General features: G+C 66.3%; 8 protein-coding genes. 4 read left to right on the top strand and 4 right to left on the bottom strand.

What is annotated here, in order from left to right; all coding sequences use genetic code 11:
• Positions 1-95 precede the first annotated feature (95 nt).
• Positions 96-1,931: a translational GTPase TypA gene (typA, locus tag ACPDIX_RS12020; protein WP_423432043.1), complete on the top strand. Its 1,836-nt coding sequence runs from the start codon at positions 96-98 to the stop codon at positions 1,929-1,931.
• A gap of 80 nt (positions 1,932-2,011) precedes the next feature.
• On the opposite strand, the gene ACPDIX_RS12015 is transcribed toward typA, so the two are convergent.
• Positions 2,012-3,121, bottom strand: coding sequence for an aminopeptidase (locus ACPDIX_RS12015; protein WP_423432042.1), 1,110 nt, complete (start codon positions 3,119-3,121; stop codon positions 2,012-2,014).
• Between the two features lie 87 nt (positions 3,122-3,208).
• The gene (locus tag ACPDIX_RS12010) at positions 3,209-4,222 is read right to left on the bottom strand and encodes a hypothetical protein (protein ID WP_423432041.1); all 1,014 of its coding nucleotides are present in this window, start codon (positions 4,220-4,222) and stop codon (positions 3,209-3,211) included.
• Positions 4,223-4,379: 157 nt separating this feature from the next.
• On the opposite strand from ACPDIX_RS12010, the gene aspS reads away from it, so the two are divergent.
• Entirely contained in the window at positions 4,380-6,182 is a 1,803-nt protein-coding gene (gene aspS, locus ACPDIX_RS12005; protein WP_423432040.1) for an aspartate--tRNA ligase, read from the top strand.
• A 25-nt stretch (positions 6,183-6,207) separates the two neighbouring features.
• Here the strand turns inward: aspS and rsmB are convergent, their stop codons facing one another.
• Positions 6,208-7,512 carry a 16S rRNA (cytosine(967)-C(5))-methyltransferase RsmB gene (gene rsmB, locus ACPDIX_RS12000; protein ID WP_423432039.1) on the bottom strand — a complete coding sequence of 435 codons (1,305 nt, stop codon included), beginning with the start codon at positions 7,510-7,512 and terminating at the stop codon, positions 6,208-6,210.
• 61 nt (positions 7,513-7,573) lie between these two features.
• On the opposite strand from rsmB, the gene ACPDIX_RS11995 reads away from it, so the two are divergent.
• On the top strand, positions 7,574-9,904 hold the full coding sequence (locus ACPDIX_RS11995) for a GreA/GreB family elongation factor (RefSeq protein WP_423432038.1): 2,331 nt from the start codon (positions 7,574-7,576) through the stop codon (positions 9,902-9,904).
• Positions 9,905-10,021: 117 nt separating this feature from the next.
• Here ACPDIX_RS11995 and ACPDIX_RS11990 read toward each other — a convergent pair whose 3' ends face one another.
• Positions 10,022-10,915: a sugar phosphate isomerase/epimerase family protein gene (locus tag ACPDIX_RS11990; RefSeq protein WP_423432037.1), complete on the bottom strand. Its 894-nt coding sequence runs from the start codon at positions 10,913-10,915 to the stop codon at positions 10,022-10,024.
• Between the two features lie 250 nt (positions 10,916-11,165).
• Here ACPDIX_RS11990 and ACPDIX_RS11985 point away from each other — a divergent pair, with 250 nt between their 5' ends.
• Positions 11,166-12,389, top strand: a complete 1,224-nt coding sequence (locus ACPDIX_RS11985; protein ID WP_423432036.1) for a 2,3-bisphosphoglycerate-independent phosphoglycerate mutase — start codon at positions 11,166-11,168, stop codon at positions 12,387-12,389.
• The last annotated feature ends 116 nt before the right edge of the window (positions 12,390-12,505 follow it).

Raw genomic sequence — 12,505 nt, 5'->3', positions numbered from 1 at the left:
GGAGGGCGCCGGTGCGCATCTTACGCGGTCCGCCGGGGGAGGTCCGGGGATGGGCGGGCCGCTCCGGGACGGCCGGGTTCGAGTCAAGGAAGAACATGCAGCACATACGGAACATCGCGATCATCGCGCACGTGGATCACGGGAAGACCACGTTGGTGGATTGTCTGTTGAAACAGTCGGGGACGTTCCGGTCCAACGAGGCGAAGGCCTCGGAGGAGAGGATCATGGACTCGATGGACCTGGAGCGGGAGAAGGGGATCACCATCCGGGCCAAGAACGCGGCGTTTCGGTACAAGGGTTACCGGATCAACATTGTGGACACGCCGGGTCACGCGGATTTCGGGGGTGAGGTGGAGCGGATCATGAACATGATCGACGGCGTGCTGCTGGTGGTGGATGCGGCGGAGGGGCCGCAGGCGCAGACGCGGTTTGTGTTGCGGAAGGCGCTGGAGGCGGGGGCCAAGCCGATCGTGGTGATCAACAAGGTTGATCGGGAGAATGCGCGGCCGCAGTGGGCGTTGGACCAGGTGTTCGAGCTGTTTTTGTCGCTCAACGCGACGGACGAGCAGCTGGATTTTCCGCATGTTTTCTGCTCGGCGAAGGCCGGGTATGCGCGGCTGCGGTTGGAGGATGACACGGCCACGATGGAGCCGTTGTTTGAAGCGATCGTGCAGCACATCCCGCCGCCGCGGGCGCGTGCCAGTGAGGGATTTCAGTTGTTGGTGGCCAATCTGGACTATTCGGACTACTTGGGGCGCATTGCGTTGGGGAAGGTGATGGCGGGCCGGATCCGCGTGGGCGAGCCGGCGGTGTGTTTGCACGGGGACGGCCGGGTGACGGAGGGGCGGGTGACGGCGCTGTTTCATTACGAGGGTTTGAAGCAGGTGCCGATCGAGGAGGCGCCGGCGGGGGACATCATCGGGGTGTGCGGTTTCGAGACGGTGGCGATCGGGGAGACACTGGCGGACAAGCCGGAGCGGGGTGCGTTGCCGTTCATACCGGTGGATCCGCCGACGATTCAGATGGATTTTGCGGTGAACGATGGTCCGCTGGCGGGTCAGGATGGCAAGCTGGTGACGGCGCGGCACATTTGGGAGCGGCTGCAGCGCGAGGTGCGGACCAACGTGGGGTTGCGGGTGGAGCAGACGGAGGATCCCAAGGTGTTTCGGGTGAGCGGGCGCGGCGAGATGCAGATTGCCATCCTGGTGGAGCAGATGCGGCGGGAGGGTTACGAGGTGCTGGTTTCGCGTCCGGAGGTGTTGTGGCGGCGGGATGCGGAGGGGAACCTGCTGGAGCCGATCGAGCGGCTGTTTTTGGAGGTGCCGCAGGAGAGCATGGGCGCGGTTTTGGAGAACCTGGCGTGGCGGAAGGCGGAGATCCAGCAACTGACGCCGCACGGGGACCAGGTGACGATCGAGGCGCTGATACCGATGCGGGGTTTGATCGGGTTCGAGACGGACCTGGTGAATTTGACGCGCGGGATGGGTGTGATGAGCCATCTGTTCCACGGGTACGGTCCGGACCGCGGGGAGATACCGGCGCGGCGGAACGGGTCGCTGGTGAGCATGGAGGACGGTGTGGCCACGGCCTACGCGTTGGACGCGTTGCAGGAGCGGGGGCGGTTGATGGTGGAGCCGGGCGACCGGGTGTACAAGGGGATGATCGTGGGCGAGAACGCACGGGAGCAGGACCTGCTGGTGAACCCGTGCAAGACCAAGCACCTGACGAACATGCGGTCGCAGGGGGAGGGCAAGGGCATTCAACTGAGTCCGCCGCTGAAACTGACGCTGGAACGGGCGTTGGAGTACATCGGGCCGGACGAGTACGTGGAGGCGACGCCGCATCACCTGCGGTTGCGGAAGAAGATCCTGGACGAGCACCAGCGGAAGCGGGCGGCGCAACAGCGCGTGGTGCGGGTGCTGTCGGACTGAGCGCGGGTGCGGCGGTTTCGGTGCTCCCGGTGTGGCGGGGAGGGGGCGCGCCCCGGGTGGCGCCGTGCGGCCGGGCGGTTTCAGACCAGTCGTTCGGGGTTGAGGCCCTGGAGGTCCTTGGGCACGAACCGGCCGTCTTTGCGGATCAGTTCGCCGTCGAACCAGACCTCGCCGCCGCCGTATTCGGGTCGTTGGATCAGGACCATGTCCCAGTGGATGGCGCTGCGGTTGCCGTTGTCACAATCTTCGTAGGCCTGGCCCGGTGTGAGGTGGAGGGAGCCGGCGATTTTTTCGTCGAAGAGGATGTCGCACATGGGTTGGAGGATGTGGGGATTGAAGCCCAGGGAGAACTCGCCCGTGTAACGTGCGCCGGGGTCGGTGTCGAGGATCTGGTTGAGGCGTTCGGTGTTGTTGGCGGTGGCCTCGATGATGCGTCCGTTTCGGAAGACGAGTCGGACGTTTTCGAAGCGGGTGCCGGCGTAGAGGGTGGGTGTGTTGAACTGGATGACGCCGTTGACGGAGTTGCGGACGGGGCAGGAGAAGACCTCGCCGTCGGGGAGGTTGCGCAGGCCGTTGCACATTTGGGCGCCGATGCCCTTGATGCTGAAGGTGAGGTCGGTGCCCGGTCCCTTGATGTGGACGCGGTCGGCGCGTTTCATGCGTTTCCAGAGGGGGATCATGGCGTGGGCCATCTTGCGGTAGTCGAGGGTGCAGACGCGGAAGTAGAAGTCTTCGAAGGCCTCGGTGCTCATGCCGGCGCTTTGGGCCAGGCTGGGTGTGGGCCAGCGCAGGACGCACCAGCGGGTTTTGTTGACGCGCCAGTTGAGGACGGGCCGGGTGATGCGTGCGAAGAGGGCCATGCGATCGGCGGGCACGTCGCTGGTCTCGTTCATGTTGTCGGTGCCGCGGATGGCGATGTAGGCGCGCATTTTTTTGATGCGGGCCAGTTCGAGATCGCGCACCAGGGCGGCGTGGCGCGGGTCGGTTTCGCGCAGGAGCTCGCGGGCGACGCGGCTGTGGCGGGTTTCGACGATGGGGATGCCGCCGGCGCGACGGACGGCGCGCATGAGTTCGATGGTCATGGTGTCGGGCACGTCGGTGACGTCCAGGAGGACCGGGTCGCCCCGTTTGACGGCCACGGAGTAGTTGACGAGGAGTTCAGCCAGTTGGGTGCAGCGTGGGTCTTGCATAAGCCGGAAAGCCGTGCGGAGCGGTGCGTTGCGCGCGTGTGCCGACGGGGAGTGTGGGCGCGGGCCCAACCGGTGGGCGGGCGGGACTCATGGCTGGCTGGGCGGGGCGGGTTCGGCGCCGGACTCGGCGGGCGTGGCGGGGGCTGTGGCGCGGGAGAGCGAGGGCGGGATGTCGTCCGGGCTGTACTGGCGCTGACCGCCGACGACGAGGGTGCGCCCCTCGGCGTCTATGGTCAGGCGGGGTCGGGACCCCGCGATGAGCCAGGTTTGCCGGACCAGGATGTCGCCGTGGGGGTTGATGACGTAGTACGCGCAGGTGATGCGGCCGTTTTGGAAGAGGAGGTGCAGGTTGCTGGCGCGGTCGAGCTGGGGCTGTGGATTGGCAAAGGAGACGACGGGGCCCAGGGGGACGACGCGGAAGGTCTGGGTTTCGGCCGGGTCGGTGATGCGGAGGTAGAGGCGGAGGTTGCGTTTGAGGTAGTTGGCTTCCTGGAGGATGTACTTGCGCAGGACCGGCGGTGAGCCGGGCTCGGCGGAGGGCAGGCCGAATTCGCGTTCCCAGAGGCGCGTGCCGGTGATGATGTAGAACTCGGCGGGCGGGCTGCTGAACTCGCGGTCCCAGGCGGCGATGCGGACGGTGGCGCGCAGTTCGTAGCGGCCGGGCCGGTTGAGTTCGAAGTGGGGGGCCAGGTCCAGGCGTACGGTGGCCCGCCGGGAGGATTCGAGCGTGAACGGTTGGTCCACCCTCGGCTGGCCGAGTTCTCGGACCACACGATTGTTTTCGCCCTCGACCGCGAAGAGGAGCCATTCGTTGTCTTCGCCGAGGCGCAGGGTTTGACCGGAGAGGTTGGTGATCCGGACGGCGACGGGGATGGGTTCGCCCGGGAGGAATTGTTGCTGGGCCAGTTCGACCTGGACCGTGATCTGGGCCTGGAGCGCGGCCGGCAGCAGGAGGGCGGCGGTCAGGGCGAGGATGGGAAAAAGGGTTCCGGGCACAGCGGCATGTCCCCGGCGCGGGGCGTGCCGGTGTGCCGCCGGGGCGCCGGTCCGGACGCCGGGTCGGGTCATGGTCTTGAGAGGGGCCATGGACAGGCGCTGCACGGGCTCACTTTAGTCGTGATACCCGGGGTGACAAGGTGCAAATCCCGGGCCGTTCGGGCTTGATGGTGGCGACGGGGGTGTTCCGGGGTCTTGGGCGTTGTACGAACCGAGGTTTGCTCTGGATTCTGGCGGATGTTTTTCCCAAAGCTTGGGGACGATGAAGCGCACGCATCATTGCAACGAGCTGCGGCTTGAGCATGTGGGTCAGACGGTGACGTTGGTGGGCTGGGTGCATTCCCGTCGCGACCTGGGGGGCGTGATTTTTTTGGACATTCGGGATCGGGAGGGCCGGACGCAGACGGTGTTTGATCCTTCGGAGGTGTCGCCGGAGTTGTTCGAGAGGGCGTCGTCGTTGCGGCCGGAGAGTGTGGTGGCGGTGACGGGGAAGGTGCGGCGGCGGCCGGAGGGGACGGCCAATCCGAGGATTGCGACGGGCGAGGTGGAGGTGGTGGCGCGGGAGTTGGAGGTGTTGAACCGGGCGGAGGTGCTGCCGTTTCCAGTGGACGATCCGCAGGAGGCGTCGCGGGTGAACGAGGAGTTGCGGTTGCGGTATCGTTACCTGGACCTGCGCCGGCCGGAGATGCTGCGGAATCTGAAGTTGCGCTCGAAAGTGGCGATGGCCACCCGGGCGTACATGGAGGAGCAGGGGTTTCTGGAGGTGGAGACGCCCACGTTGTTCAAGTCCACGCCGGAAGGTGCGCGCGAGTTTCTGGTGCCGTGTCGGAATCATCCGGGTCTGTTTTATGCGCTGCCGCAGTCGCCGCAGCAGTTCAAACAGATCCTGATGGTGGCCGGGGTGGAACGGTACTTTCAGCTGGCGCGCTGTTATCGGGACGAGGATCTGCGGGCGGACCGGCAGCCGGAGTTCACGCAGATTGACATCGAGATGAGTTTCGTGGAGCGGGAGGACATTTACGCGCTGGTGGAGGGGTTGCTGGCGCGGATTTGGAAGGTGGCGCTGGGGGTGGAGCTGGTGCGGCCGTTCCCGCGGTTGCGGTTTCGGGAGGCGATGGACCGGTTCGGGACGGACAAGCCGGACACGCGTTGGGGGCTGGAGCTTGTGGATTTTACCGAGACGTTCCGGTCCAGCGCCTTCAAGGTGTTCCAGCAGGCCGTGGCAGCCGGCGGGGTGGTGAAGGCGCTCAATGCCAGGGGACTGGCGGGCGTGACGCAGGGGCAGATGGAGCAGCTGACCCAACTGGCGCGCGAGTTCGGCGCCAAGGGCCTGGCGTACATCAAGGTCGAGGGGGGCGAGTGGAAGTCGCCCATTGTAAAGTTCTTCAGTCCCGCGGAGAAGGAGGCGCTGCAGGCGGGGCTGAAGGTGGAGGAAGGGGATCTGATCCTGTTTGCGGCTGACGACTGGCAGGTGGCGTGTGAGATCCTGGGCCGGCTGCGGCTGCAGGTTGTCGAATGGCTGCAGCGGGAGGGCCGGTTGAAGGTGGACCCGATGCGGTTCGATTTCCTGTGGGTGGAGGATTTCCCGTTGCTGAGCTTCGACAAGGAGAACAACCGCTGGTATTCGAGTCATCATCCTTTCACGGCGCCGGTGCCGGAGGACATCCCGTTGCTGAAGACCGACCCGCGGCGGGTGCGCGGCCAGCATTATGATGTGGTGGTCAACGGGGTGGAGTTGGGAGGGGGTTCCATCCGTATTCACCAGCCGGAGGTGCAGAAGACGGTGTTCGAGGATGTCCTGCAACTGCCGCCGGATCTGGTGAAGGCGCGCTTCGGTTACATGCTGGAGGCGTTCCGTTACGGTGCGCCCCCGCACGGGGGGATCGCCCTGGGGTTCGATCGGCTGGTGGCGTTGTTGTGCGGCACGTCGAGCATCCGGGACGTGATCGCGTTTCCGAAGACGGCCAAGGGGACATGTCTGATGACGGATTCGCCCGGGCCGGTGGAGCCGCGGCAGTTGCGGGAGCTGCATCTGGAGCTGCGGATTCCGCCCGGCAAGGCCTGAGGGTCGCCACCGGTCGGGTGGCGGGTCAGGACTTGCGGCGCAGGCGGGCGACGTAGGCACCGTCCACGGCGTCCACGAAGGGGAGCAGGATGCGTTCGTGCTCCAGGCTGAAGCCGGGCACGGTTTGGAGGAACGCGCGCACGACCTGTTCGTTTTCCTCGGGTTCGAGGCTGCAGGTGCTGTAGACCAGCAGTCCGCCGGTGCGAACGTGGGAGGCGGCCTGGCGGAGGAGCTGGAGCTGGGTGGCGGGCATGCGCTGGATGTCGTCGCCCTGCAGGCGCCAGCGGAGGTCCACGCGGCGGCGGAGGACGCCGGTGTTGGAGCAGGGCGCATCCACCAGCACGCGGTCGAAGCCGGCGCGGGCCCAGTCGGGCAGGGGGGCGTCCGCGGTTTGGATTTCGGCGCATGTGACGCCGAGGCGGAGACAGTTCTCGCGCAGGAGTTCGAGGCGTTCGGGATCGTTGTCCCGGGCGAGGATGCGCCCCTGGTTGCGCATGAGTTGGGCGATGTAGGTGGTTTTCCCGCCCGGGGCGGCGCAGAGGTCGAGCACACGGAGGCCGGGGCGGACCTGCAACAACCAGACGGCCAGCAGGGTGCTGGGGTCCTGGACGTAGAACCAGCCGTCCTGGAAGGATGGCATCTTGTGCAGGGGCGGGTGCCGCCGCAGCTCGTAGACCAGCTCGTCGTCGTACCAGTCGCGGCGGAAGACGTCGCATTCGACGTTTTCAGTGGTGCGCCAGCGTTTGAGGAGATCGGCGGTGGAGGTTTTGAGGTGGTTGACGCGGCCGTAGTTTCGGGCCGGGGTGTTGTTCCAGTGGAGCATTTGGCGGGTGCGATCGGGTCCCCAGCGGTCGAGCCAGCGGCGGACCAGCCATTCGGGGTGGGACCAGCCGAGGTGGGGGGCGGTGATCTGGAGATCTTGCAGGAGCTTGCGGGTGGGACCGGCCTCGCGGAGGTAGCTGCGGAGGATGGCGTTCACGAAGCCGGCCTGGGCGGCCAGGCCGGTGCGTTTGGCCAGTTCGACCGTTTCGTGCACGGCGGCGTGATCGGGGATGCGGTCGAGCCAAAAGATCTGATAGAGCCCGAGCCGGAGGATGTCCTGCAGGCGCTGGGGTTGCGGAGGGTCGCCGGTTTTGCGTGCGATGAGCCAGTCGAGCGTGGCGCGCCACCGGACCACGCCGTAGACGAGCTCCTGGCAGAGGCGCCGGTCGGCCGGGGAAAGGGTGTGCGCGGCCAGTTCGCGCTCCAGCAGGCTGTCGAGGAACAGCCCGCTGTGGGCGTGCTGGTTCAGGATGCGCACGGCAATTTCTCTTGGTTTTTGAGCGCTCACCGCGTTTATTATGGCCCTGCTGTCCCGGCTGGAAGCGGTGACAGGCAGTCAAACCCGTTCTATGCGAGAAGAATTCGAGAAACTGGCCCTGGCGGGCAAGATCGAACCCCGGCACATCGAACCGCTGGTGCGGTTGGCGACCTGTGGTTTTTGCTGGCATCGCAGTTGGGGGTTCGGTCGGATCCGGTCGATTGATCCGGTGTTTGCCCGGTTTACGATCGATTTTCCCGGTCGACCGGGGCACACGATGGACCTGGCGTTTGCTTCCGAGGCGCTCAAGCCGATTCCCGCGACGCACATTCTGGCGCGCAAGGCGCTGCATCTGGAGGAGCTGCGGCAGATGGCGGCCACGCAGCCTTTGGAGCTGATGCGCATCGTGCTGAAGAGCTACGGCGGACAGGCCACCGTGGACCAGATCCAGCAGGTGCTGGTGCCGGATGTGATCCCGGCGGACTGGAAGGCTTGGTGGGACCAGGTCCGGCGGCAGATGAAAAAGGACGGCCACTTCAAGGTTCCCCTGAAAAAGAGCGAGCCGGTGGTTTACGAGGAAACCGAGCGGACGCTGGACGAGCAGCTGCTGGAGTCGTTCGAGTCGGCCAAAGGCTTGAAGGCGCGGTTGGGCGTGGTGGGCGAGATCCTGCGGAGTCTGGAGGATCTGGCGGATCGCCAAGAGGTGGGGCGCCGTCTGATCGAGGTGCTGAACGAGGACATCGCCTCTCATCAACGCACCCAGCCGGCGGTGGCCATGGAAGCGGTTTTCGTCCGTGACGATCTCCGCAGCCAACTGGGCCTGCCGCGGGCCGAAGGTGAACTGACGGCCGTGGATCTGTGGCGCGCCTTGGAACGGCCGGGGCCGGTCCTGGAGGCGTTGCCGGCGGCCAAACACCGGCGTGCGCTGGAGACCTTCCGGGAGGCTTGGCCCGACCGTTGGGCGCAGATTCTGCTCGACTCGCTCAACGAGGTTTCGGCCCGGGTCTGTCGCGAGCTGGTCCAGCTGCTGACCCAGGAGGGGCACCTGGAGGAGGTCAAACAGGCGGTGGCCAGGCACGTCAGCCACCACACGGCCAGCAGCGAGCTGCTTTTGTGGCTGGCCAGGGAACGCAGTGACGCCTTTGCGGACATTCTCGGGCCGGAGGTGTTCCGCGCCATGCTCACGGCGTTGGAACGCGACCAATTCAACGAAAAGCGGACCAGCCGCCTGCACGATTTCATCCTCGACGACGCGGATCTGATCGCCGATCTGACGGCCGCGGCCGACATTGACGTGATCAAGGACCTCACCCGCGCCCTGCAGTTCTCGCCGGTGTTCGACGACATGGACAAGCGGTCGTTGCTGGCCCGGCTGGTCAAGAGTCATCCGGCCATTCAATCCCTCATTGCCGGCGAACAGAGCCGGCAGGACACCGGGTTCTGGGTTTCCTGGGAAAGCCTGGAACGGCGCCGGGCCGAATACGACGAACTGGTACACAAGCGCATACCGGCCAATTCCCGCGAGATCGCCATCGCACGCAGCTACGGCGACCTCAGCGAGAACCACGAGTACAAGGCGGCCAAGGAGATGCAGAAGATCCTCATGCGCCGCAAGGAGGAACTGGAAGCCCAACTGGTCCGGGCGCGCGGCACCGATTTCTCCCATTTCCCATCCGATGCGGTTGGGCCGGGCACCGTGGTGGAGTTGACGGATTTGAACACGGGGCAACGCGAGACCCTGACGGTGCTGGGTGCGTGGGACTCCGATCCCGAGCGGGGCATCATCAGTTATCTCTCTCCGGTGGCCCAGGCCCTGATGGGGCACAAGCCGGGCGAAGAGGTGGAATTCGAGGTCCAGGGTGCGCTGCACCGGCATCGGATCGAGTCCATCCGACCTTATCGGCAGGCGCCCGCGTCCATGCCTGCCGGGGTTGGGACGGGGGCGGAAACATCCGCGGCGGCCGGGAATGCTCCGCGGGCGGGTGGATTGGCCAAGGTCCCTCCCACGCCGGGCGAGGCGGCCTCTTCCCCGGCGGTCTCGGCTTCCGGAGCCGTTGCTGCAGGTGAAGCGCCCTCCGAAGTGCCCCAGCCGCCGTTTGGCGGCCCGGCTGAGGCCCTCGAAACCGCCGGAGCCGGGGCCAGTGGGCCCGCGGCTGTTGTGACCGACTCCGAGGCGGCCGGAGGGGCTGGCCCGGCCGAGGAGACGGGGCCCCCGCAGGCGGCGTCCGCACCGTTGGAGACTTCGGACGCACAGGCGGAGAGCGTCGTCGTTGCCGGCCAGGGTCCGGCATCGGTGACACCGGAACCGCAGGCGGGGACCGGCTCCACCACCCCGGCGGCGGCTTTTGGAGAGGTGGCGGCAACGCCTCTTGCCGCCGACCCCGAGAGCAAACCTCCCGGCGAGGATCCCGCCCGGAGCTGACGGCTGTCGCCCCGGGCGTTCTGTTGTGGGCACCGGCTCGTGCGGTTGTGGAAAGGTCCCGGAATGGACCCCGTAGGGGTCACCGGCCGGGGGCGCCGGCGGTGCCAGAGTCCGCGTTCAGGCGGCCTGCCACTGTTCGCGCAGCAACCGGACCGCGGCAGGGATGCTCTGGTGGGGATTGCCCTTGCTGCCGCACTCGAAGCTGATGAAGTTCTGGTAGCCGATGAACTTCAAGCCGCGAAAGCCGTCGGTGTAATCGTCGCCGGGATCTTCGCCCGGCATCTTGCGTTCTTTTCGGCTGGCGATGTGGACATGTTGGAGGTACGGCCCGGCGGCGACGAATGCGGCAAAGTCGCTGGGTTCCTCCCAGGTCATGTGCCAGAAGTCTCCCATCATGGCCACGCCCGGGTGGTTGACGTCCCGGCAGATGGCGGCTGCGTCGGCAAGTTGCCGCAGGAACCACGCTTCCCGGCGGTTGAGGGGCTCCAGTAGGATGCGCGTGCCGGCCTTGTGCGCGTGCTCGCCCAGCTCGGGCAAGAGTCGCACGAGCAGTTCCCTGGCCTCCACGTGGCCCAGCTTGGTCTGGCCATTGAAGGCCGGAACCACGATCATTCCCACCGCTCCCAGGGCGCCCGCTGCGGTGAGGATCTCGCGGATGGAACGAACCGCGTTTTGTCGGACCTGCTCATCTTCGCTGATCAACACCCCTTCGAACCCGGCGCACACCGCACTGACGCGGATTTTTCGGCCGCGAAGCGCCTTCTGAAACTCTTCCACCCGGCGGGGCAGTCCTCCGCCCCAGGGCTCGATCCCTTCGAAACCGTGTGCCTCCAGGAAATCGAGCTTCTCGGTGAGGGTTTTGCCGGGGGCCACTCCTTCCTGGCACGAGAGGCGCAGGCGCGCCGGCTGTGGCGGGCGGGGCAGGTTCTGGGCACGCAGCATGCCCGGAGCGGCCGCGGCGGCCATGCCCCACGCGGTGAGGGTGAGGAATCCACGACGCGACGTTTTCATAGGTCCAACAACCATAGACGACACAAGAGACGGTGCCGCTTCAAACATTCTTTTGTCGGGTTTGAATGGGGGCCGGGGTTTAGTATGTGGGGGTGGCGGAGCCGGACGCGGCCGCAGCGCGTCCGGGGAAATCGGTTTGACCACCTTTCGTGTGCGCGATCAAGATGCACCGGATGGCCGTGGCGCCGGCCGGGAGGGCGATTGCTCCGCTGGTCGGGTCCGGTGGCGGCCGATGGGAAGAAGGGTGGCAATGAAACTGGACGATCTCTATTCGGAACTGACGATCAAGACGGGAGCGAAACTGGTGCTGTTGGTCCTGGACGGTCTGGGGGACGTGGCGACGCCCGAGCAGGGCGGGCGCACCCCGCTGGAGGCGGCGCAGACACCGAACCTGGACCGGTTGGCACGCGAGTCGGCCCTGGGCCGGATGATCCCCGTGGCACCCGGGATCACGCCGGGCAGCGGCCCCGGGCATCTGGCGCTGTTCGGGTACGATCCGATCGAGTATCAGGTGGGACGCGGCGTGATCGAGGCGCTGGGGCTGGGTGTGAATCTGCAGCCGGGGGACGTCTGCGCACGGGCCAACTTTGCCACGCTGGATGAAAAGGGGATCGTGACCGACCGGCGCGCGGGGCGGATCCCCACCGAGGTGTGCGAACGGCTGTGCGCGCGCCTGCAGGAACGCATCCGCCGGCTGGAGGACACGGAGGTCATCATCCAACCGGGCAAGGAACATCGGTTCGTGGTGGTCTTCCGCGGTCCCGGTCTGGAGGGTCCGCTGACCGATGCCGATCCCAACCGCGAGGGTCTGCCCATTCCGAAGGCCGAACCCCGGGATCCGTCCAACCCGAAACAGCAGAAGATGGCGCGGCTGGTGGAGACCTTTTACCAGGCGGCCCTGCCGGTTTTGGCGGGAGAGAAACCCGCCAACGGTTTCCTCATGCGCGGGATCGCGCATCAACCGCACCTCCCCGCGTTTCATGACCGGTACCAGCTGCGTGCCGCCGCCCTGGCCATCTATCCGATGTACAAGGGCCTGGCCCAACTGGTGGGCATGACGAAGCTCGAAGGTCCGCGCAACGTGCGCGAGCAGTTCGAACGCTACCTGGCCGAGTATGAAAACTTCGATTTCTTCTTCATCCATCACAAGGCGACCGACAAGGCGGGTGAGGACGGCAACTTCGAGGCGAAGAGGCAGGCGATCGAGGAGGTGGACGCCGCGTTGCCGGTGTTGCTGCAAAAGAAGCCCGACGTGCTGGTGATCACGGGTGATCATTCCACCCCGTGTGTGGTGCGCGGCCACTCGTGGCATCCGCAGCCGGTGCTGCTGCACTCGCGCTACAGCGGTACCGACGGTGCCGCACGCTTCACCGAGGCGGAGGCCAACCGCGGTTCGCTGGGGATCTTCGAAGCGCGCTTCCTGCTGCGGCTGATGCAGGCCCACGCACGCATGTTCGACAAGTTCGGCGCGTAGATTCGCGGCCGACTCGGAGGAAGCGCCGCCGCCGTGTGCGACGGCGCTTTTTTTTCAGGGCTGTTTCATCTGAGAGTGGAAGCGGCTGAGGGGAGGAGGTTGCAAAAAAAAGGCTA

Source organism: Limisphaera sp. 4302-co (assembly GCF_049537155.1).
GTDB lineage: Bacteria > Verrucomicrobiota > Verrucomicrobiia > Limisphaerales > Limisphaeraceae > Limisphaera.
The sequence above is the reverse complement of the archived record's forward strand: the minus strand, read 5'-3'. Positions and strand labels throughout refer to the sequence as shown.

Bases quoted from the DNA above. Each gene is read 5' to 3' on its own strand.
- typA (WP_423432043.1), top strand. From the start codon at position 96: ATGCAGCACATACGGAACATCGCGATCATCGCGCACGTGGATCACGGG.
- ACPDIX_RS12015 (WP_423432042.1), bottom strand. From the start codon at position 3,121: ATGCAAGACCCACGCTGCACCCAACTGGCTGAACTCCTCGTCAACTAC.
- aspS (WP_423432040.1), top strand. From the start codon at position 4,380: ATGAAGCGCACGCATCATTGCAACGAGCTGCGGCTTGAGCATGTGGGT.
- ACPDIX_RS11995 (WP_423432038.1), top strand. From the start codon at position 7,574: ATGCGAGAAGAATTCGAGAAACTGGCCCTGGCGGGCAAGATCGAACCC.
- ACPDIX_RS11990 (WP_423432037.1), bottom strand. From the start codon at position 10,915: ATGAAAACGTCGCGTCGTGGATTCCTCACCCTCACCGCGTGGGGCATG.
- ACPDIX_RS11985 (WP_423432036.1), top strand. From the start codon at position 11,166: ATGAAACTGGACGATCTCTATTCGGAACTGACGATCAAGACGGGAGCG.